Consider the following 21307-nt stretch of genomic DNA (forward strand, 5'->3'; position numbering starts at 1 on the left):
CCCATCACAGGGCTTCCGGACCCCGTTCTCCCGTGCGGACCCGGATCACGGTGTCCACCGGAACGGACCAGACCTTGCCGTCGCCGATCTTGCCGGTGTGCGCCGCCTTGACGATGACGTCGATCACGTCCTCGGTGTCATCCTCTTCGGCCAGGACCTCCAGCCGGACCTTCGGCACCAGGTCCACCTGGTACTCGGCGCCGCGGTAGACCTCGGTGTGGCCGCGCTGGCGGCCGTAGCCGCTGGCCTCGCTGACGGTCATGCCCTTGACGCCGAACTGTTCGAGCGCTGCCTTGACGTCATCGAGCTTGAAGGGCTTGATGATCGCCGTGATGAGCCTCATGCGTCCACCTTCTTGGGAGCGGGTGCGGTGGGACCTTTGGGGGCGCTCACGCCGGAGGCGTAAACCGTGCCGAGGTCGTACCCGGTTTCGGCGTGCGTGCTGACGTCGACGCCGGTGACCTCGGCTTCTTCGGCGATACGGAAGCCCATGGTCTTGTCGATGATCTTACCGATGACCCAGGACATCACGAAGGAGTAGCCGCCGACCGCGACCGGGCCGAGCACCTGGAGACCGAGCTGGCTGATCTGCCCGCCCTCGATCAGGATGCCCTTGTTCTGGCCGGGCAGGAACGGGTAGGCCGCCACGAAGCCCAGCGCGACCGCGCCGATCACGCCGCCGACCAGGTGCACGCCGACCACGTCGAGGGAGTCGTCGAAGCCCAGCTTGTACTTCAGGCCCACGGCGTAGGCGCAGCCCACACCGGCGAGCAGGCCGATCAGCACGGCCGCCCAGGGGTCGACGAAACCGCAGGCGGGCGTGATGGCGACCAGACCGGCCACCGCGCCGGAGGCGACGCCGAGCGTGGTCGCGTGACCGTCGCGCAGCTTCTCCACCACGAGCCAGGCACCGGCCGCGACGGCCGTGGCGACCTGGGTGTTCATGAACGCAAGACCGGCGGTCTGGTCGGGCGCCAGCTCGGAGCCGGCGTTGAAGCCGAACCAGCCGAACCACAGCAGACCGGTGCCGAGCAGCACCAGAGTCAGGTTGTGCGGCCGCATGGGCTCCTTGCGCCAGCCCTGGCGCTTGCCCAGGACGAGCGCGAGCGCGAGGGCCGCCGCACCGGCGTTGATGTGCACGACCGTGCCGCCGGCGAAGTCCTCGATGCCGAGCTGGGTGAGCCAGCCGCCGCCCCAGACCCAGTGGGCGACGGGGAAGTAGACCACCGTGGCCCACACCAGGGAGAACAGCACCCATGCGCCGAACTTGGCCCGGTCGGCGATCGCACCGCTGATCAGCGCGACGGTGATGATGGCGAACGTGAGCTGGAAGGCGGAGAACACCATCAGCGGGAAGTTGTCCGCGGCGGCGGCCTCTGCCGTTACGTTGCCGCCTTCGACGATCAAGCCTTCATAGACGGCGTTGAAGACCCCGCTCAGACCGACGTAGTCGAGTCCTCCGATGATCTGGTTGATGCCACCGCCTTCGCCGGCGGTGTCAAAGGCGAGGGAGTAACCATAAAGGACCCAGGCGATGGTCACGACGATGATGGCGACGAACGACATCATCATCATGTTCAGGACGCTCTTGGCCCGGGTCATGCCCCCGTAGAAGAACGCGAGGCCCGGAGTCATCAGCAGCACCAGGGCGGTGCATACCAGCATCCAGGCGGTAGTGCCGCTGTCGATCATCGAAGCGACCCTCCTTCTTACATGTGACGTGTGGCCACAGCGTGTTCTTCTGGGGTTTCGTGGCTTGACCAGGTGTGTTTCACATTCGTGAATCTCGCCGCACTGGTGTTTCGCGTTCGTTTCGGGCCCCTCACAGCTCCCGTTCCGGTCATGTCAAATCGGGCATGCCATACTTAGGATTGCCTTACCTAACCGATCAAGGACTGCCCATGCGTCTCCGCCTGGCCATCGCCGCCATGCTCCCCGTGTTAGCCCTCGCCGCCTGCGGGAGCTCCACCACCACCCAGGAAGCCGGCCCCACCAGGACCGTCACCCACGCCATGGGCAAGACCCAGGTGCCCATGACTCCCAAGCGGGTCGTCGTGCTCGACACGGACAAGCTCGACACGATGGTCTCGCTCGGCCTCACCCCCGTCGGCGCGGCGCAGGCCCAGGAGAATCAGGCCTGGCCGAAATACCTCGGCTCTGCCCTGTCGAACACCAAGCCCGTGGGCACGCTGCAGCAGCTCAACCTCGAAGCCATCATGACCCTCAAGCCGGACCTCATCCTCGGCTCCAAGTTCCGCCAGGAACCCTTCTACGACAAGCTCGCCAAGATCGCCCCGACCGTGTTCACCGAGCGGGTCGGCGTCACCTGGAAGGAGAACTTCCTGCTCGACGCGGAGGCGCTGGGCAAGGCGGACCGGGCGCGGCAACTCCTGTCCGGCTACGAGCAGCGGGCCAAGGAGGTCGGGGCCAAGTTCGCCAAGCTCCAGGTCGGCATCGTGCGGTTCATGCCGACGGAGATCCGCATGTACGGGCCCGAGTCGTTCAGCGGCATCGTGGTGGGCGACGCGGCCATTCCCCGGCCCGAGGCGCAGCGGCTCGCCGGCCAGGCGGACAAGCGCTTCGGCAAGCTGAGCCAGGAGAACATCGCCAAGGCCGACGCGGACGCGGTCTTCTACAGCGCCTACGGGGAGGCGGCGGCCAAGTCGCAAGCCACGGTCACCGGCGGGCCGCTGTGGAAGAACCTCGAAGCGGTCAAGTCGGGCAACGCGCACAACGTGGACGACGAGATCTGGATGCTCGGCATCGGCGTCACGGCGGCCGGCAAGATCCTCGACGACCTGGACAAATACCTGACGCCGCTGGCGTGAGACCACCCACCGCTCGCCGGACAGACCTCCAGGCCCGCCGAAGCCGAGTCGGGCCGGGCCAGCCAAAGCCGGGTCGGGCCGAGTCCGGGCAGCCGGACCGGGTCGAGTCAGGCCGGCCGGATCGGGTGGGATCGGGTCGGCCGGATCGGATCGGGTCGGCCGAAGCCGGGTGGGGTCAGGCCAGCCGGACCGGGTCTCCCTTTCTGACGAGGCCGGGCCGGGCCACGCGGGCGTACACACCCGCGCACGCCTGCGGCCCGGTGTCGAACACCGGGATCCGGTTGTGCCCGGCCACCGTGCGCAGCGCCTCGGCGTCCCGGTCCAGCGGCCCGTGTGCCAGCGTCGGCACGGCGCAGCGCGGGCTGGGTGCCAGCACGTGCAGCACCACGTCGTCGCCGACGTGCAGGTCGCGCCCCACCCAGGCGTTCTCCACGAAGCCCTCATCGTCCGTCGAGATCACCAGGTTCGGCCGGTACCGGAGGGCCTCGACGTGACCGCGCGGGCTGAGCTCGCCGATCCGCTCGATCGCGGAGGTGGAGATCAGGTGGATGGGGGCGAAGTCGAAGAAGGTGCCGTCGGGAGAGGCGCCGCCGAGCGTACCCACCGTGTAGGGGACCTCGGTCTCGATCCCCTCCGCCAGCACCCGCTCCGGCACGGACCGCTCGAACTCGGCGCCCTCCGGCGGCACGTCGATCAGCCGGACCTCGCGCCCGAGCAGTTCGGACAGCTCGGCGTCGCCCGGCGCGCGTGCCCCCTCGATCGTCAGCAACGCGCGCCAGAGCCTGGGGTTCTTGGCGCTGGCGATCTTCCCCGTCGTGACGTCGAGCACCGCCCGCGCCCGGTCCCCCGCGAGGCCGCGTTCGCTCACCCCGCTCTCGCCGACCTCTTCCCCCAGCATGGACTTGACCGGATAGCGGCGCAGCGTTTCGACATGCATGCCGACGAGCTTACGACCGCTCCCCGGCGGGCGGCCCGGGTGCCGGACCGCGCCAGGCGACATGACGACTGCTCAGGCGCCGGACCGCGCCGGCCGACACGACGGCTGCTCGGGCGCCGGACCGCGCCAGGCGACGCGACCGCTGCTCCGGCGGGGGTCAGGCGGCGGCGGTGGCCATTTTGCGCAGGCGGGCCAGCGCGTCGCGTTCGATGCGGCGGGCGCGGTCGCGGCCGATGCCGTAGCGCTCACCCACCTCCGTCAGCGTGTGCTCGCGCCCGTCCACCAGCCCGTAACGCCAGCGCAACATCTCACTGGTGACCCCTTCGAGCCCGGTCAGCCACTCCTCCAGGCGCTCGCGCTCCAGGATGTCGATGGCCTGCTGCTCGGGATCGGCCCACGTCTCGTCGGCGATCATGTCACCGAGCTCGGTCTCGTCCTCGTCGCCCACCCCGAGCTGGAGCGAGACCGGGTCGGAGGCCCAGCGGCGCAGCTCGCGGACCCGCTCGATCGGCAGATCGAGGATCCCGGCGAGGTCGTCGTCGGTCGGCTCGGTGTCGAACTCCGCCAGCAGGTCGCGCCGGACCCGCATCAGCCGGGTCATCTGCTCCCCGGCGTGCGTGGGCAGGCGTACCGGCCGGGCCTGCTCGTGAATGGCCCGCCCCACCGACTGCCTGATCCACCACGTGGCGTAGGTGGAGAACTTGTACCCCCGGCGGTAGTCGAACTTCTCCACCGCGCGGACCAGGCCCAGGTTCCCCTCCTGGACCAGGTCGATCAGCGGCATCCCCCGGCCCGAATACTTCCTGGCCACCGCGACCACAAGGCGCAGGTTGGCCTGAATGAACTCCTCCTTGGCCCGCTGGCCGGAAATCGCCAGCCGCTCCAGTTCCTCGTCGGCCGCATCCCCGATGCGCGGCTCCGTGCCCCCGCTGTCGAGCAGCTGCTCGGCGAACAGGCCCGCCTCGATCCGCTTGGCGAGCTCCACCTCTTCCTCCGCCGTGAGCAGCGGGACCCGGCCGATCTCGGCCAAGTAGGTCCCCAGCAGATCGCGATCAGCGACGTGCTGCTCCTGCGTGCGACTCCCCGTAGGCCTTGCCATCCCCAGGCACCTCGTTCCGCAGCTGCGTTCTATACCCGGCCAACGTCCGGCCAGAAGCAAAGATTCCCTCAACAACTACGTCTGCGGGATGGTTCTGGATGTCCTCCTAAAGGAGGAGACCGCCGTGGAACACCTGGTGAACGAGGGGAACGCCGGGTCGATAGGCCAGATGCACGTAGGAGGGAGCGTCGAGGATGACGAGGTCCGCGCGGGCCCCGCGCCGCAGCCAGCCTACGTCCGTACGGCGCAGCGCGCGTGCCCCGCCGTACGTGGCCGCCCTGATCGCCTCCAGCGGCGTCATCCGCATCTCCCGCACGGCCAGCGCCACGCAGAACGCCATCGACGAGGTGAACGACGAGCCCGGGTTGCAGTCGGTGGCCAGCGCCACGGTCGCGCCCGCGTCGATCAGCCGCCGCGCGTCGGGATAAGGAGACCGCGTGGAGAACTCGGCCCCCGGCAGCAGCGTCGCCACCGTCTCCGAGGAGGCGAGGGCGTCCACGTCCGCCGGGCTCAGGTGGGTGCAGTGGTCGGCGGAGGCGGCCCCGAGCTCGCAGGCGACGCGCACCCCCGGCCCCTCGGTGAGCTGGTTGGCGTGCACCCGCGCGCCGAGCCCCGCCTTCAGGCCGGAGGCGAGGATCTCCCGCGTCTGGTCCCCGTCGAACGCGTTGCCCGGCTCGCAGAACACATCCACCCACTTCGCGTACGGCGCGCAGGCTTCGAGCATGTCCCCGGCCACGAGCCGCACGTAGGAGTCGGCGTCCAGGTCCGCCGGCACGACGTGCGCCCCCAGGAAGGTGGTCTCGTCGGTGAGCGCGGTGGCGATCTCCAGCGAACGCTTCTCGTGCGCGACGGACAACCCGTAGCCGCTCTTGATCTCCACGGTGGTGGTGCCCTGCCGGCGCATCTCCTCCACCAGGGCGAACGCGTGGGTGGCCAGCTCCGCCTCGCTCGCCCGGCGGGTGGCCTCGACCGTGGTCCTGATGCCGCCCCCGGTGTACGGCTCGCCCGACATGCGGGCCTGGAACTCGGCCGTCCGGTCACCGGCGAAGATCAGATGGGCGTGGCTGTCGACGAACCCCGGGATCACGGCCCGGCCCCCGGCGTGCATCCGCTCGTCGGCGTCCGGGGCCTCGGCGGCTGGGCCTGTCCAGGCGATCAGGCCGTCCTCGATGACGAGCGCGGCATTGGTGATTTCCTCCCGGTCCGGGTCGCCGGTGTACAGCAGCCCGATCCCGTCAATGAGCGTCGTCGTGGTCATGGCGGCTCCTCCGTCGTCCCGTTCATCCGTCATCCCGGCCCCGTCATCCCGATCCCGCCATCCAGCAAGACCGCCATCCGGCCCGGCCGTCATCGCAGGTCGGCGATCGCCTCGTTCAGCAGGGCGCCGACGTCGCCGAGCACGTGCCGGCCCTCTTCGACCACCCGGCGACCGGCGGAGACCACGGAGTGCACGTCGGCGGCCGTGGCCGCGTACACGATGGCCTCCAGTTCCGAGGCGCCCGCCGTGCGCGGGGAGTCGAGGCGTACCGACACCAGGTCCGCCCACGCGCCGGGCACGAGCAGGCCCGCGTCGGGGAAGCCGAGCGAGGTGTGGCCGGCGCAGGTGGCGGCGGCGAGCAGGTCGGCGGCGCTCCAGTGGCCGCGTTTCTCGGTGCGCAGCCGCTCGTTCAGCTCCACCGCCCTGGCCTCCTCGAACAGGTCGATCACGGCGTGGCTGTCGGAGCCGAGGGTGATCTTCGCGCCGCGGTCGGCGACCGCTCTGGCGGGGCCGATGCCGTCGGCGAGGTCGCGTTCGGTGGTGGGGCACATGCAGACGCAGGTGCCCGACTGGCCGAGCAGTTCGATGTCCACGTCGGTCAGGTGCGTGGCGTGCACCGCGGTCGAGCGCGGTCCCAGCGCCCCGCGCTCGTGCAGGACCTGGACGGGCGTGGCCGCGTACATCTCCACGCAGGCCGCGTTCTCGGCCCGTTGCTCGGAGACGTGCATGTGCAGGGGGGCCGCGTGCCGGTGGGAGAAGTCGGCCACGACCGGCATCTGCTCGGCGGGCACGGCGCGCACCGAGTGGATGGCCGCGCCGATCTCCACGTCGTGTTGTCCTTCGTAGGCCGCCGCCAGCGCCTCGGCCCTGACGGCCCAGCGCTCGGCGGAGCCATCGCTGAAGCGGAGCTGCGCGCCGGAGAGCGGCGAGCCGAGGCCGCCGGTGAGGTAGCAGGCGTCGAGGAGCGCTATGCGCAGGCCGGCCGCCCGTGCGGCGCGGATGAGGGCGTGGCCCATGACGTTGGGATCGCCGGGGTACGGCCTTCCGTCACGGTCGTGGTGCAGGTAGTGGAACTCCCCCACGCACGTCACCCCGGCCAGCGCCATCTCGGCGTAGACGGCCGTGGCCAGGCGCAGGTAGGAGTCGGGGTCGAGGCGGGCGGCCACCTCGTACATCTGCTCGCGCCAGGTCCAGAAGTCGCCTTTGCCCTGCTGCGTGACGCCGCGCAGCGCCCGGTGGAAGGCGTGGGAGTGGGCGTTGGCCAGGCCGGGGACGGTCAGGCCCGGCAGGCGCACCGCCGTACCGGGCGGGCCCTGCTCGATCCGGGTGATCCTGGCGCCCTCGACCTCGACGAGCACATCGCCCGCGAGCCCGCCGGGCAGCAGGGCCCGCTCGCACCAGTAGGTCAGCGACACAGATCCTCCAGCACGTCCGCGAGTGCCACGACTCCCGCCTCGCAGTCTGCCCGCTCGGCGTGCTCACCGGGGGAATGGGACACGCCGGTGGGGTTCCTGACGAACAACATGGCGCTCGGGATGCCCGCCGCGGCCAGGATTCCGGCGTCGTGGCCGGCGCCCGTGGGCAGGATCGGCGCGGGCGTGTCGCCCCCGGCGACCCGGGCCAGCCGGTCCCTGAGCGCCACGTCGAAATCGACGACCGGCGTCCACGACTCCTCCCGCACCTCCACGGCACCGCCCGCGTCCGCGCCCCGGACCGACTCGGGACCAGCCGCTCCGGCTCCGCGGGCGAGTTCGGCCACCAGGTCGCGTACGTCGCGCTCGGCAGGTCCGCGGGCGTCGAGCCAGGCCGAGACCAGGCCGGGGATGGCGTTGGCGTTGCCGGGCGAGACGCGTACCTTGCCGACCGTGGCCACCACCCCGCGACGCTCGGCCTCCTCCCGCGCGGCCAGCACCATGCGGGCGAAGGGCACCATCGGATCGTCCCGGTCGGCGAGCCTGGTGGTGCCCGCGTGGTCGGCCCGCCCGCGGAAGTCGAAGCGCCACCGCCCGTGCGGCCAGATGGCCGCGGCCACCCCCACCGGGCGGTCCTCGGTGACGAGCCCGCGGCCCTGCTCGACGTGCAGTTCGACGAAGGTGCCCACGGTGGCCAGCGTCTCCTCGTCGCGCCCGAGCTCCCGTGGCGCGCGTCCGGCCCGCCCCAGGACCTCGGCCAGCGTGTCGCCGTCGTCGTCGGTCAGCCCGAGCGCCCGCTCCGGCGCGAGCACCCCGGTGAGCAGCCGCGAGCCCATGCAGGGCACGCCGAACCTGGCGCCCTCCTCGTCGCTGAAGCAGGCCACGCCCACCGGGACGGACGGCCGCACGGCCCGCTGCCTGAGCAGGTCAAGTGCGGCGAAGGCGGACACGACGCCGAGTGGCCCGTCGTAGGCGCCGCCCTGCCGCACCGAGTCCAGGTGGCTGCCCGTCACCACGCCGGGGCGCTCCCGCGAGGGGGAGCCCCACCACGCCCACAGGTTGCCGTTGCGATCTTCCCGCAGGTCGAGCCCGCGCCGCCGGGCCTCGCCCGAGAACCACTCGCGCAGCTCCAGGTCGGCCGCCGACCACGCGTCCCGCAGGTATCCGCCCGTACGCGGATCTCGTCCTATGTGCGCGATCGGTTCAAGCATGGATCCCACTGTAGATGAATGGATCCATTCAGGAGACGGAGCCGCCCCTGGGCCGCAGGGTCAGTTCGGTGAGGTGGGCGTCGGGCCCGGCGGTGACCGTGGCCAGCACCGCCCGCGCCACCGTCTCCGGCACGAGGTACTTCTCGGGCTCGAACTCGCCGCCCTCATGGACACGTATCCCGCGCTGCATGTCGGTGGCGGTCCTGCCCGGGTAGACGGTGGTGACCCTGAGCTCGGGCTCCTCGTGCCGCAGCGCGTCGGCGAACGCCTTGAGCGCGAACTTGCTGGCGGCGTAGGAGCCCCATTCGGCGTAGGCGCGCTGCCCCGATCCGGAGTTCACGCACACGACGTGGCCACCGGCCCGCCGCAGCGCGGGAAGCAGCAGCCGGGTCAGCTCGGCGACCGCGACGACGTTGACCTCCATGGTCTGCCGCCACACGTCGGCGCCCTGGTCGGCGATCCGGCCCAGCGTGCCGACGCCGGCGCTGTGCACGAGCACGTCGAGCCGCTCGACGCCCGCCACGTCGGCGGGGGTGACCCGGGTCAGCTCCACCGGCCAGGGCCGCGCGCCGGGCAACTCGGCCGCCAGTTCGGCCAGCGCCCGCTCGTCCCGGCCGCCGAGCAGCACGTCGTGGGTCGGGGCGAAGGCTCGGGCGACGGCCGCGCCGATGCCCCGTGAAGCGCCTGTGACCAGCGCGATCGGTCGTTCAGTCATGAGAGGCAGCCTAGGGGGCCGGGTGATCGGGCCCCGTGAACGGCCGGGAAAAGCAGAGGATATCGGCCGCGCCGCATGGCAAGATGGCCCGGCTTGACTGGGTGAAAAAGGCAATGCCGCGCATCGAATTGCCATAAGAGGAGCTGACCCACCCAATGATCATTCAGGCACATGGATTACACAAGACGTTCACCACCAGGAGCAGGAAGGGCGCCCAGAGCGTCGAGGCCGTACGTGGTGTGGACCTTGAGGTGAAGAAGGGTGAGATCTTCGGGGTGCTCGGGCCGAACGGCGCGGGCAAGACCACCACGATCAGGATGCTGGCCACGCTGATCGCCCCCGACGCGGGCACCGCCACGATCGCGGGTCACGACCTGCTGAAAGAGCCGGCCGCGATCCGTACCAAGCTCGGCTACGTGAGCCAGGAAGGCGGGGTGGAGGACACCACCGGCGCCAGGGCCCAGATCATGATGATGGCCAGGATCAACGGCCTGCCCGACCCGAAGCGGGCCACCGATGAGGTGCTGGAGCGCTTCGAGCTGGGCGAGCTGGCCGACCGTCCGGGCCGTACGCTGTCCGGCGGGCAGAAGCGGCGGGTGGCGATCGCGATCGGGCTGGTGCACAACCCGCCGCTGCTCTTCCTCGACGAGCCCACCACGGGGCTCGACCCGCAGAACCGCGCCAACCTGTGGGAACGCATCAGGCAGTTGCGCGAGGAGGGCACGAGCGTGTTGCTCAGCACCCACTACCTCGACGAGGCCGACGCGTTGTGCGACCGGCTGATGATCGTGGACCACGGCCTGGTCGTGGCCGAGGGCACCCCGGGCGACCTGAAGCGGGAGGTCTCCGGCGACGTGATCTCGCTCAGGGTGGAGGAGCCCGAGCGGGCCGCCGAGACGCTCGGGCCGCTGGCCCGCGAGACCCGGGTGGACGACGATCTGCTGCGCGTCTACGTGGACGACGGCGAGCACATGCTGCCCGTCCTGCTGCGGGCGCTGGAGGAGCGCAAGCTCGGGCTAAGCTCGATCGCGCTCGACCGCTCCACGCTCGACGACGTCTTCCTGGCCAAGACCGGCCGTACCCTCCGCGACGCCGGAGCGGCCCAATGATCCGCCATGTCGCCCTGTTCACCGGCTACGAGCTCAGGAAGTCCTTCAGCAACCCGATCTGGCCGCTGTTCGGCATCATGCAGCCGGTGTTGTACCTGCTGATGTTCGCGCCGTTGCTCAAGACGATGGCGCCGGGCGGCACGCTGGTGGACGCGCTGCGCATGTTCACCCCGGGGGCGATGATGATGATCGCCGTCTTCGGTTCGTTGTTCACCGGGTTCGGCCTGATCGCCGACCTGCGCAACGGCTCGCTCGAACGGTACGCGGTCAGTCCCGCCTGGCGGCCGGCCATCGTGCTCGGCCGGGTGGCCAAGGACATGGTCATGCTGGTCGCCCAGGCCGTCCTGGTGCTGATCGTGGCCGTCGCCATGGGCGTGCGGATCGGCGGCGTGGAGCTGGTGCTGGTGCTGCTGCTCATGGCCGCGACCGGGCTGTTCGCCTCGGGACTGTCGCAGGGGCTGGCGCTGACCGTGCGCGACGAGAACGGCATGTCGCAGACCATCAACCTGTTCACGCTGCCGGCCATGCTGCTGGCCGGGCTGCTGGTGCCGATCTCGTTCGCGCCCGACTGGATGCGGTTCGTCGCGCCGGTCAACCCGCTCTACCACGCGGTCGAGGCGGGGCGAGCGCTGTTCTACGGGCAGCTCGGGTCTCCCTCGATCCCGATCGCGTTCGGGCTGTTCGCCGTGCTGGCGGTGCTCACCACGTTCTGGTCCATGCGGTCGCTAAGGAAGATCGCCGGGTAGGAAGGTGCCGGTCTCCTCGGTCATCCGCTCGTACTCGTCGAGCCTGGCCTGGGTGCGCAGCGGTGCCGCGTCGGCCATGGCCTCCACCAGGGCCATGGCCAGGGCCAGCGGAGCCGCGTGCGAGTCGAACACGAGCCGGTCGCCCACGGGCGCGTCCAGCACGATCTCGGCGGGGAAGTCGGACTTGTCGGTGATGGCGGCCACGCGCAGCCCGAGCTTCTCCGCGTACTCCAGGGCGTGCAGCGCCTCCGCCGGATAGCGCGGCAACACCACGGCCACCACCCACTCGGCCCCTGCCCGGCGGGCCGCGTGCAGCCCGTCCACCAGTTCGGCGCCGCCGTGGGTGAGCAGCCGCACGTCGGGATGGATGCGGCGGGCGTAGTAGGCGAAGGTGGTGGCCAGGCCGCACGAGACGCGCAGCCCCAGCACGGGCAGCGGCTCGGTCGCGGCCAGCTGCTCGCCCAGCTCCTTGAGGGGGAAGGCGGTCAGCCGCTCCCTGACCAGGGCGAGGTTACGGATCTCGCAGTCGATGGCGGTGCGCAGCAGGCTCTCGTGCGGCGCCTCCACCCCGCCGCCCAGCACCAGCGGCCGCAACGCCTGGCGCAGGTCCGGATAGCCGGCGAAGCCCAGGACCATGGCGAACCTGGTCACGGACGGCTGGCTGACCCCGGCCCGCTCGGCCAGCTCCACGCTGGACAGGAAGATCGCCTCGTCCAGGTGCTCGTTGAGGTAGTGCGCGATCCTGCGCTGCACCGGCGACAGCCTCCGGCCATCCAGCAGCACGTCGAGCCCACCGTGATATCCGTCCGCCACTCCACCTCCAACACCGCCCACCCGGCATTCTCATCCCAACCACGGATACCAAACCCGCTCAGGATTCGCGCATCGGAACGCGGACCCCCTTCTCGGCGGCCACCTGCGCGGCCTCCTCGTATCCCGCGTCCACGTGCCGCATCACCCCGGTCCCGGGGTCGTTGGTGAGCACGCGGTTGAGCTTCTCGCGGGCCAGCGCGGTGCCGTCGGCCACCGTCACCTGGCCCGCGTGGATCGAGCGCCCGATGCCGACCCCGCCGCCGTGGTGGATGGACACCCAGGAGGCGCCCGATGCGGTGTTGAGCATGGCGTTGAGCAGCGGCCAGTCGGCGATCGCGTCGGAGCCGTCGGCCATGGCCTCGGTCTCGCGGTAGGGGGAGGCGACCGAGCCGCTGTCGAGGTGGTCGCGGCCGATCACGACGGGCGCCTGCAGCTCGCCCGAGGCCACCATGTCGTTGAACCGCTCGCCCGCCACGTCGCGCTCGCCGTAGCCCAGCCAGCAGATGCGCGCGGGCAGGCCCTGGAAGTGCACCTTTTCCCCGGCCTTCCTGATCCACCTGGCCAGGGCCTCGTTCTCGGGGAACAACTCCAGGATCGCCCGGTCGGTGGCGGCGATGTCGGCCGGGTCGCCGCTCAGCGCGGCCCAGCGGAACGGCCCCTTGCCCGCGCAGAACAGCGGCCTGATGTAGGCGGGCACGAACCCGGGGAAGTCGAAGGCGCGCTCATAACCGGCCAGCTTGGCCTCGCCCCTGATGGAGTTGCCGTAGTCGAACACCTCCGCGCCCGCGTCCTTGAAGCCCACCATCGCCTCCACGTGCCGCGCCATCGACGTACGCGCCCGCTCGGTGAAGCCGGCCGGGTCCTTGTCCCGCTCCCCGGCCATGTCCTCGAAGGCCACGCCGAGCGGCAGGTACATCAGCGGGTCGTGGGCCGAGGTCTGGTCGGTCACGATGTCGATCTCGGCGCCGCGGGCCAGCAGGTCGGGCAGGGCCTCGGCGGCGTTGCCGACGACGCCGATCGACAGCGGCCTGCGGGCGTCGCGGGCCTCGTAGGCCAGCCGCAGCGCCTCCTCCAGCGAGGCCGCCTCGACGTCCAGGTAGCGGTGCTCGATGCGGCGGGTGACCGAGCGGGGGTCGCAGTCGACGCAGATGGCCACGCCGCCGTTCATGGTGACGGCCAGGGGCTGGGCGCCGCCCATCCCGCCGAGCCCGGCGGTGAGCGTGATCGTCCCGGCCAGGGAGCCGCCGAACCTCTTCTCCGCCACGGCGGCGAACGTCTCGTACGTGCCCTGCAGGATGCCCTGGGTGCCGATGTAGATCCACGAACCCGCGGTCATCTGGCCGTACATGGTCAGCCCAGCCGCCTCCAGCCGCCGGAACTCCTCCCAGTTGGCCCAGTCGGGCACCAGGTTGGAGTTGGCGATCAGCACCCTGGGCGCCCACTCGTGGGTGCGGAACACGCCCACCGGCCGCCCGGACTGCACCAGCAGCGTCTCGTCGCCCTCCAGCGTGGTCAGCGTCCTGACCAGCGCGTCGAAGGAGGGCCAGTCGCGCGCGGCCCGGCCCGAGCCGCCGTAGACGACCAGCTGGTCGGGATGCTCGGCCACCTCCGGGTCCAGGTTGTTCTGGAGCATGCGCAGCGCGGCCTCCTGCGGCCAGCCCTTCGCGGTGATCGTGGTGCCTCGCGGCGCGCGGACTGTCCTGCTCATGGGTGATCCCTTCGTGAATGAACCCATTCACGAAGAGACTAGCCCTTGATTTCGCTCAGCTCACCAGGAATTGCGTGGCGGCCAGCTCCCGGTACAGCTCGTCCGCGCCGACCAGCTCGTCGTGCGTGCCCACCGCCCGTACGCCGCCCGCCTCCATGACCACGATCCGGTCGGCGCCCGTCACCGTGGACAGTCGGTGCGCGATGACCAGCACCGTGGTCTCGTCGGCGACCTCGGCGATGACCTCGCGCAGGCGCAGCTCGTTGACCGCGTCGAGCTGCGAGGTGGCCTCGTCGAGCAGCAGCAGCCTGGGCTTGCGCAGCAGCGCCCTGGCGATGGCCACGCGCTGGCGCTCGCCGCCCGACAACAACACGCCGCGGTGCCCGACCGCCGTCTCCAGCCCCTCGGGCAGCCGCGCCACCAGGTCGTCGAGCCTGGTACGCGCGATCGCGCGGTGCACTTCCTCCTCCGTCGCGTCCCTGGCGGCGAAGACCAGGTTCTCCCTGAGGGTGCCGGCCAGCACGGGGGCGTCCTGCTCGACGTAGCCGAGCGCGGCCCGCAGCTCGCCGAGCGGCCAGTCGCGGATGTCCCTGCCGCCGATCTCGATCCGGCCGTCCTGGTGCTCGTAGAAGCGTTCGAGCAGCGCGAACACCGTGGACTTGCCCGCTCCCGATGGCCCGACCAGCGCGGTCAGCCCACCGGCCGGCACCTCGAAGCTGACGCCGTCGTGCACGACGGGCCGGTCGTCGCCGTACCTGAACACCACGTCCTGGAACGTCACCCCGACCGGCACGCCGTCCTGCCGTGCGGGGACGCTGACCGGCTCGGCCGGCAGGTCCTCGATCTCCTTGATCCGCTTCAGCGCGGCCAGCCCCTGCTGCAACTGCACGCCGCCCTGGACGAGTTGCCCGATCGGCGGCACGAGGTAGAACAGGTACAGCAGGAACGCGATCAGCGAGGACACCTCCAGGGTGCCCGAGGCGACCCTGGCCCCGCCCACGCCCAGCACGGCCAGGAACGCGATCTGCACGGCCATCCACGACGCCACCCCCGCGAGCGACGTCCAGCCGGCGACCTGCAGTCCCCGGTCGCGGGCGCGCGTCGCGGCCTCGCCGACCACCGCGATCTCCCGCTCCTCCGCACCGCTGGCCTTGACCGTCCGGTACGCCTGCAGCGCCCGGTCCAGCACCGCGCCCATCTCGCCCACGGCCTCCTGGGCGTGCGTCTGCGCCCGCTGGATCCTCGGCATGATGAGCGCGACCAGCCCGCCGATCACCACCAGGACGAGCAGCGTCATCAGCAGCAGCACGCCGTCCATGGCCACCATCAGGACGATCGCGCCGACCAGCATGAACGCCGAGCTGACCGAGTCCACGATGCCGTTCGTCAGCACCGCGCGCAACAACGTCGTGTCGCCGGTCACCCGCGACTGCAGGTCGCCCGGCTTGAGCCGGTCCACGTCGGCGACCCTGAGCCGCAACATCCGGTCCACGAGCCCACGCCGGGCGCCGAGCACGATGCCCTCGCCCGTGCGCTCCATCAGATAGCTTCCCCCGGCCGAGACGACCGCACCGACCAGCACCGCCACGGCCAGCCAGAGCAGTGGCTCGGCCATCGAGCGGTTCTGGCCGAAGGCGTCGACCACGTACTTGGCCAGCAACGGCATGGCGAGGCCCGCGGCCGAGCCGACCAGGCTCAGTAAGCCGCCCAGGATGAGGACTTTCCGGTGCGCGCGGACGTAGCCGAGCAGCTCCTTGATCACCAGATCCCCTTTCACGACATTTCTCGACTTATCTGCAACGAACGGGACCGCACGATCCGCACCGCCCGGACTACGTCAACTTAAATTGACGACCTTAGTATGTCAACTTTGGTTGACCCTCATTCTCAAGGAGGAGACCGACATCCGGGCGCGGCCCACGGACGAATAGGGCGTCGAGGCATCCGGCCGGAACCTCGTAGTCACGATCAGCCCTTCCCGAAAGGACCGAACATGGAGCTCCGGATCAACCGGCGCGCTCTAGTCGGGCTTGGTGTCGCCGTAGCGGTCGCCGCTTCGTCGATGGCCGTGCTGCGGACGGATTCCGGCATCGCCTCCTCGCACCGCGAGGCCCCGATGATCTCCGGCGACCCGCAGCACGACAACACGGACGTGTACGCGTTCGTCAGCCCCGACAAAGCCGACACCGTGACCTTGATCGCGAACTGGATCCCGCTGGAGGAGCCCAACGGCGGCCCGAACTTCTACCCGTGGGCCACCAAGTCGCGTTACAACATAAAGATCGACAACGACGGTGACTCCAAGACGGACATCACCTACCAGTGGGTCTTCCGCAACGAGGACAAGCGCGGCAACACCACGTTCCTGTACAACAACGGGCCCGTCACCTCGCTCGACGACCCCAACCTGCTCTTCCGCCAGCGCTACACGCTCAAGCGGATCACGCCCAGCGGAACCAAGACCCTGGTCAGCGACGGCATCGTCGCGCCCAGCAACGTCGGCGCCGCCTCCATGCCCGACTACAACACGCTGCGCAACCAGTCCATCAAGAGCCTGGCCGGCGGCGGCAAGACCTTCGCCGGACAGTCGGACGAGGCGTTCTTCCTCGACCTGCGCGTCTTCGACCTCCTTTACGGAGGCGACCTGTCCGAGGTCGGCCAGGACACCCTCAAGGGCTACAACACCAACACTGTGGCGCTCCAGGTGCCGCAGTCCGAGGTGGCGCTCAAGGGCGACGCCAAGCGCAACCCCGTGATCGGCGTCTGCTCCACCACCGACAAGTTCAACGGCAGCTCGTTCGTGCAGGTCTCCCGCCTGTGCAACCCGCTGGTGAACGAGCTGGTGGCGGCCGCCGGCATGAAGGACGCCTTCAACGCCCTCGACCCGTCGAAGGACGCCGACGTCCAGGCCCTGGTCAACCGGGTCACCGACCCTGAGGTGGCCAGGCTCCTCGAAGCCATCTACGGCATCAAGGCGCCCGCGACGCCGCGTAAGGACCTGGTCCAGATCTTCCTGAGCGGCATCGCCAAGAACAACGGCCCGATCGCGGCCGACCTGAACGCTCAGTCGCTCAATAAGGACGCCGGCAAGCAGCGCGCCTCCGAGCAGCTGCGGCTGAACATGTCCATCCCGGTCACCAAGGACCCGAACAGGCTCGGCGTCCTCGGCGGCGACCTGCAGGGCTTCCCGAACGGCCGCCGGCTCCCCGACGACGTCGTGGACATCGAACTGCAGGCCGTGGCCGGCGCCGCGCAGAGCGGCAAGCTGGTGCCCGGCCTGACGGACAAGGTGGACAAGAACGACAAGGCCTTCGGCCAGACGTTCCCGTACATCCCGCTGCCCAGCAACAAGGCAGTGAACCAGAACTAACGCTCCTGGCCGGCCGGTTCCCTCTCCAAACCGGACGGTCCTCCCCGGCGGCAGACCACCCGTCTCCCATCGTCTGCCGCCGACCGAGAAAGGGCCGGCCGGCCGTGCTCCCCGTCACGGCCGGCCGTCCCCACATCCAGCTCTGGAGCCTTCGCACATGCGTGTCTTCGCGCTATTCGCCGGCATCGCCCTCATCTGCGCGATGCTCTTCACGATCTTCTCCTTCGCGGCCACGCCCGCGCCCGACCCGGCGGCGAACGCCGCGGGCCGCGAGACGCTGCAGGAGCGGCTCAAGCGCCTGCCCGGCGACTACCGCGGCTGGGCCGAGCTCGGCTCCCGGTACGTGGACCAGGCCAGGGTCACCGGCGACCCGTCGTACTACACCAAGGCGGAAGGCGCGCTCGCCACGGCCACCAGGCTCAACGACCGCGACGACGCGGTGCTGACCGGCCAGGCGGCGCTGGCCGCCGGTCGCCACGAGTTCGCCGAGGCGGCCCGGCTGGCCCAGCGCGCCATCGACGCCAACCCGTACGGCGTCGCGGCCCACGGGGTGCTGGCCGACGCCAGGACGCAGCTCGGGGAGCTGGCCGAGGCCCAGCGGGCCATCGACAAGATGATGGACCTGCACCCCGGCGTGCCGGCCTTCGCCCGCGCCTCCTACGCCGCGGAGCTGCGCGGCGACCGCGACGGGGCACGCAGGTACCTGGAGTACGCGCAGGACGACGCCTACACGCCCGCCGATCTCGCCTACGTCCGCTACTACCTGGGCGAGCTGGCCCTGCACGCGGGCGACCTGAAGACGGCCGCCGACTGGTACGCCGGCTCCCTGCGGGCCTACCCCGCCTACACGCCCGCCCTCGCGGGCCAGGCCAGGACGGCGGCGCTCGACGGCCGACTCACCGAGGCGCTCGACCTGTACGACCGCGTCGTGCAGCGGCTGCCCCTGCCCCAGTACCTCGTCGAGCAGGGCGAGACCCGGATCAAGGCGGGCAAGCCGGCCGACTGGACGCTGCTCCAGGCCCAGCGCAAGCTCTTCGAGGCGGCGGGCGTGCGCGAGGACCTGATGTGGGCCGAGTTCGAGGCCGACCACGGCGACCCGGAGCTGGCCGTCAAGTACGCCAGGGCCGAGTACGCCCGCAACCCGAACCTCGTCGCCGCCGACGCCCTGGCCTGGGCGCTGTACAAGGCGGGCGAGCCGGGCGAGGCGCTGACGTACGCGGAGAAGGCCACCGCCACCGGCTGGCAGAACCCGCTGCTGGCCTACCACCGCGCCAAGATCGAGCAGGCCCTCGGCCGTTCCGTGCGGGTGGATCCAGGATTCGACCCGACGCTGCCCGCACTGGCGAGGTTCTCATGAGACTGCTCCGGCTCGGCCTGCTGTCCGCTCTGGCGGGCCTGCTGCTGTCACTGTGCGCGAGCATCGGCCTGGGCACCGCCGCCCAAGCACACAGCGGCACCGCCGCCCAAGCACACAGCGGCACCGCCGCCCAAGTACGCAGCGGCACCGCCGCCCAAGCACACCGGGGCACCGCCATGCACCCGCTCGGGCGGTTCACCGTCAACCACTACAACGGCCTGCGGGTCTCGGCCTCGCAGGTGCGCAATCTCGCCGTCGTAGATCTGGCCGAGTTGCCGACCCTGCAGGCCAAGCCGGAGGTGGACGCCAAGTACGCCGCCCGCCGTTGTGCCGCCCTGGCCGCCGCCCAGCGGCTCGTGGTGGCCGGCAGGACGGTCCCGTGGCGGGTACAGGACTCCGCCTTCGAATACGCCCCCGGTGAGGGGGGTCTGGAGACCAGCCGCCTGTCCTGCCGGCTCGTGGCCGAAATTCGCGCCTCGGGGGCCGTGAGGTTCACCGACGGGTTCGAGCAGGACAGGATCGGCTGGCGGGAGATCACCGCCGTCGGGGACGGGATGCGCCTGACCGGCTCCTCGGTGCCCACGACCAGCATCAGCCAGGAGTTGCGCGCCTACCCCGAGGACCTGCTGTCCGACCCGCTCGACCAGCGCGTCGCCACCTTCACCGTCTCGGGCCCCGCCCTGGGCCTGCCGGCCGGCTCCGGCGCCCCCTCCGGCGGAACGTCGTCCGGCGGGCTGGAGATCGGGATCGGCGGCCCGATCGGGGAGGCGCTGGCCGCGCTGGACCGCACGTTCACGGGGCTGATCGGCTCGGACACGCTGACGGTTCCGCTGGGCCTGCTGGCGGTCGGGCTGGCCGTGGTGCTCGGGGCCGGGCACGCGCTGATCCCCGGGCACGGCAAGACCATCATGGCCGCGTACCTGGCCGGGCGCCGTGGCCGGCCGCGCGACGCGCTGGTGGTGGGCGCCACGGTGACGGCCACGCACACGGCCGGGGTGCTGGTGGTGGGCCTGCTGCTGACGGTGTTCACGGCGCTGGCCGGGGAGTCGGTGCTGGCCTGGCTCGGGGTGGCCAGCGGCGCACTGATCGCCTTCATCGGCCTGCGCCTCCTCCTGAACCTCCGCCGCCCCTCCCCGCACGGCCACGGCCACGGCCACGGACATGGACATGGGCACGGGCACGGGCACGGGCATGGGCACGGGCATGGGCACGGGCATGGGCACGGGCATGGGCACGGGCATGGGCACGGGCATGGGCACGGGGAAGACGACCACCACGGGCACGCCACCGCCACCACCAAGCGGGCCGGTCTCATCGGCCTAGGCGTCGCGGGCGGCCTCGTCCCCAGCCCCTCGGCCCTGATCGTGCTGCTCGGCGCGATCGCCCTCGGCCGTACGTGGTTCGGCGTCGCGCTGGTGACCGCCTACGGCGTCGGCATGGCCGCCACCCTCACGATCACCGGCCTGCTCCTGGTCAAGCTGGTGGACCGCCTGGAGGAGCGCGCCTCGGCCGGCCGCCGCCTGGCCGCCAGGATCTCGGGCCTGGCCCCGCTGGGCACGGCCGCCATGGTCGTCCTCCTGGGCACGGGTTTGGCCCTGCGTTCCGTGACCGCCCTGTAGGAGTTTCCGAGTGCCAGCGTCCTGACCGGAACCCCGGGCAGGACGCTTGCTCATTTGTCGCCCTCGACAGAGTTTACGCAGGTCATAGCCGCTTTTCCTTTTACCGGGACCACCCCTGCGGGTATCTAGCCCCTACATTCCACCCATGGAGGTGCGAGATGGGAATGCTCATTGCCGCGCTGTCGCTGGCCCTGGGGGCAATTGCGGCGCTTCTGTGCTGGATTATCCTCCAGGCGCTCGGCGCGGACGGGGTGGCCGCGTTCAACACCAGCGCAGGAGCCCTGATAGTCGTCACCGGAGCGGTGATCGGAATCGTCCAGTTCATCAGAACCTTCGGAAAGCGCTCTTAGCCGTGCCGACGCCCCCGCCTGGTGGACGGCAGGTCGTGCCGCCCGGACAGGAACTCCTGGAAGGCGATCTTGGCCTTGATGACCGGCCGCCGCCACCGCTCCTCCCGGTGAATGGCCCTGGCCATCTTGCGCGGCGACTTCTTGGCGAAGAACCAGTGCGCCCACGGCGACCCGGGCCGCGCCAGCCGCAGCGCGCCCACCACCAGCATGGGCGGCACGAACAGCCCCGCCATCCCCGTCCAGATCTTGCCCTTCAGCAGGGTGACGACGGCGAGCAGCAGGTTGCCCACGATCAGCGCGGCGGGGTTGACCGGGGGGCCGTAGTTCCACGTCAGAGGACGCAGCCCCATGAGGAGCAGGCCGGTCACGGCGACCGCGATGAAGACCGCGTCCACCGAGGTCCGCCCCTCCTCCTCCCAGTACACGTCGTGCAGGTGCAGGATCAGCGCGAACTCGTCCAGCACCAGCGCGGAGCCGACCCCGAACACGGAGGCCGCGACGGCGGTGCCGATCTGCGACTCCGGCGAGACGATGAGCGTGACGCCGCCGACTAACATCAGCACCACGCCAAAGACCACGTGGTGGATGTGCATCTCCCCCACGTTGATGTTGCGGAACCAGCCGATCTTCGCCCTGATCAGGCGCACGTTGATGCGGGTGGCGATGAAGGCCGCGATGAGCATGACGAAGTAGCAGAACAGCGGAAGCCGTCCTGTGGCGACGATGCTTTGCTGAAACCAGTTCCCCATAGCCCTGAATTCGATGGTACGAGCCG

The 21307-nt window shown here is 70.7% G+C and carries 19 protein-coding genes; 7 read left to right on the forward strand and 12 right to left on the reverse strand.

What is annotated here, in order from left to right; translation table 11 throughout:
* Window positions 1-4 precede the first annotated feature (4 nt).
* Window positions 5-343 carry a P-II family nitrogen regulator gene (locus AB0I81_RS31790; RefSeq protein ID WP_360663860.1) on the reverse strand — a complete coding sequence of 113 codons (339 nt, stop codon included), beginning with the start codon at window positions 341-343 and terminating at the stop codon, window positions 5-7.
* Entirely contained in the window at window positions 340-1692 is a 1353-nt protein-coding gene (locus tag AB0I81_RS31795; protein WP_360663862.1) for an ammonium transporter, read from the reverse strand. Before AB0I81_RS31795 ends, AB0I81_RS31790 begins: the two co-directional genes overlap by 4 nt.
* A gap of 209 nt (window positions 1693-1901) precedes the next feature.
* Here AB0I81_RS31795 and AB0I81_RS31800 point away from each other — a divergent pair, with 209 nt between their 5' ends.
* Window positions 1902-2828 carry an iron-siderophore ABC transporter substrate-binding protein gene (locus AB0I81_RS31800; protein ID WP_360663864.1) on the forward strand — a complete coding sequence of 309 codons (927 nt, stop codon included), beginning with the start codon at window positions 1902-1904 and terminating at the stop codon, window positions 2826-2828.
* A 175-nt stretch (window positions 2829-3003) separates the two neighbouring features.
* Here the strand turns inward: AB0I81_RS31800 and AB0I81_RS31805 are convergent, their stop codons facing one another.
* The 6 genes from AB0I81_RS31805 to AB0I81_RS31830 form a co-directional block, all read right to left on the reverse strand.
* Complete coding sequence (locus tag AB0I81_RS31805) at window positions 3004-3765, reverse strand: MOSC domain-containing protein (RefSeq protein WP_360663866.1); 762 nt, start codon at window positions 3763-3765, stop codon at window positions 3004-3006.
* Window positions 3766-3922: 157 nt separating this feature from the next.
* Window positions 3923-4864 carry a sigma-70 family RNA polymerase sigma factor gene (locus tag AB0I81_RS31810; RefSeq protein WP_360663868.1) on the reverse strand — a complete coding sequence of 314 codons (942 nt, stop codon included), beginning with the start codon at window positions 4862-4864 and terminating at the stop codon, window positions 3923-3925.
* A 106-nt stretch (window positions 4865-4970) separates the two neighbouring features.
* Window positions 4971-6122: an imidazolonepropionase gene (gene hutI / locus AB0I81_RS31815; RefSeq protein ID WP_360663870.1), complete on the reverse strand. Its 1152-nt coding sequence runs from the start codon at window positions 6120-6122 to the stop codon at window positions 4971-4973.
* 89 nt (window positions 6123-6211) lie between these two features.
* The gene (locus AB0I81_RS31820) at window positions 6212-7537 is read right to left on the reverse strand and encodes a formimidoylglutamate deiminase (protein WP_360663872.1); all 1326 of its coding nucleotides are present in this window, start codon (window positions 7535-7537) and stop codon (window positions 6212-6214) included.
* The gene (locus AB0I81_RS31825; protein WP_360663874.1) at window positions 7528-8745 is read right to left on the reverse strand and encodes an allantoate amidohydrolase; all 1218 of its coding nucleotides are present in this window, start codon (window positions 8743-8745) and stop codon (window positions 7528-7530) included. The genes AB0I81_RS31820 and AB0I81_RS31825 overlap by 10 nt, the downstream gene beginning before the upstream one ends.
* 28 nt (window positions 8746-8773) lie before the next feature.
* A complete protein-coding gene (locus AB0I81_RS31830) occupies window positions 8774-9460 on the reverse strand; it encodes an SDR family oxidoreductase (RefSeq protein WP_360663876.1) in 687 nt (228 codons plus the stop codon).
* A gap of 155 nt (window positions 9461-9615) precedes the next feature.
* Here AB0I81_RS31830 and AB0I81_RS31835 point away from each other — a divergent pair, with 155 nt between their 5' ends.
* Both AB0I81_RS31835 and AB0I81_RS31840 read left to right on the forward strand, forming a co-directional pair.
* Complete coding sequence (locus AB0I81_RS31835) at window positions 9616-10569, forward strand: ATP-binding cassette domain-containing protein (protein ID WP_360663878.1); 954 nt, start codon at window positions 9616-9618, stop codon at window positions 10567-10569.
* Window positions 10566-11315, forward strand: coding sequence for an ABC transporter permease (locus AB0I81_RS31840; protein WP_360663880.1), 750 nt, complete (start codon window positions 10566-10568; stop codon window positions 11313-11315). The genes AB0I81_RS31835 and AB0I81_RS31840 overlap by 4 nt, the downstream gene beginning before the upstream one ends.
* Here AB0I81_RS31840 and AB0I81_RS31845 read toward each other — a convergent pair.
* Genes AB0I81_RS31845 through AB0I81_RS31855 form a run of 3 tightly spaced genes read right to left on the reverse strand, consistent with a single transcriptional unit; the run spans window position 11295 to window position 15613 of the window.
* Complete coding sequence (locus AB0I81_RS31845; RefSeq protein ID WP_360663882.1) at window positions 11295-12128, reverse strand: MurR/RpiR family transcriptional regulator; 834 nt, start codon at window positions 12126-12128, stop codon at window positions 11295-11297. The two genes, AB0I81_RS31840 and AB0I81_RS31845, sit on opposite strands and share 21 nt — an antisense overlap.
* A gap of 58 nt (window positions 12129-12186) precedes the next feature.
* The gene (gene hutU, locus AB0I81_RS31850; RefSeq protein ID WP_360663884.1) at window positions 12187-13836 is read right to left on the reverse strand and encodes a urocanate hydratase; all 1650 of its coding nucleotides are present in this window, start codon (window positions 13834-13836) and stop codon (window positions 12187-12189) included.
* A 55-nt stretch (window positions 13837-13891) separates the two neighbouring features.
* Window positions 13892-15613 carry an ABC transporter ATP-binding protein gene (locus AB0I81_RS31855; protein WP_360663885.1) on the reverse strand — a complete coding sequence of 574 codons (1722 nt, stop codon included), beginning with the start codon at window positions 15611-15613 and terminating at the stop codon, window positions 13892-13894.
* A gap of 216 nt (window positions 15614-15829) precedes the next feature.
* On the opposite strand from AB0I81_RS31855, the gene AB0I81_RS31860 reads away from it, so the two are divergent.
* The 4 genes from AB0I81_RS31860 to AB0I81_RS31875 all read left to right on the forward strand — a co-directional run bounded on the left by AB0I81_RS31860 (window position 15830) and on the right by AB0I81_RS31875 (window position 20532).
* Window positions 15830-17206 carry a DUF4331 domain-containing protein gene (locus AB0I81_RS31860; protein WP_360663887.1) on the forward strand — a complete coding sequence of 459 codons (1377 nt, stop codon included), beginning with the start codon at window positions 15830-15832 and terminating at the stop codon, window positions 17204-17206.
* A gap of 157 nt (window positions 17207-17363) precedes the next feature.
* Complete coding sequence (locus AB0I81_RS31865; protein ID WP_360663889.1) at window positions 17364-18563, forward strand: tetratricopeptide repeat protein; 1200 nt, start codon at window positions 17364-17366, stop codon at window positions 18561-18563.
* Window positions 18560-20182: a High-affinity nickel-transporter gene (locus tag AB0I81_RS31870; RefSeq protein WP_360663891.1), complete on the forward strand. Its 1623-nt coding sequence runs from the start codon at window positions 18560-18562 to the stop codon at window positions 20180-20182. Before AB0I81_RS31865 ends, AB0I81_RS31870 begins: the two co-directional genes overlap by 4 nt.
* 158 nt (window positions 20183-20340) lie before the next feature.
* Window positions 20341-20532 (forward strand): hypothetical protein, encoded by a 192-nt coding sequence (locus AB0I81_RS31875; protein WP_360663893.1) that lies wholly within the window; start codon window positions 20341-20343, stop codon window positions 20530-20532.
* Here the strand turns inward: AB0I81_RS31875 and AB0I81_RS31880 are convergent.
* Window positions 20529-21281 (reverse strand): hypothetical protein, encoded by a 753-nt coding sequence (locus tag AB0I81_RS31880; RefSeq protein WP_360663895.1) that lies wholly within the window; start codon window positions 21279-21281, stop codon window positions 20529-20531. The two genes, AB0I81_RS31875 and AB0I81_RS31880, sit on opposite strands and share 4 nt — an antisense overlap.
* Between the last annotated feature and the right edge of the window lie 26 nt (window positions 21282-21307).

This window comes from Nonomuraea sp. NPDC050404 (assembly GCF_040655495.1).
Lineage (GTDB): Bacteria > Actinomycetota > Actinomycetes > Streptosporangiales > Streptosporangiaceae > Nonomuraea.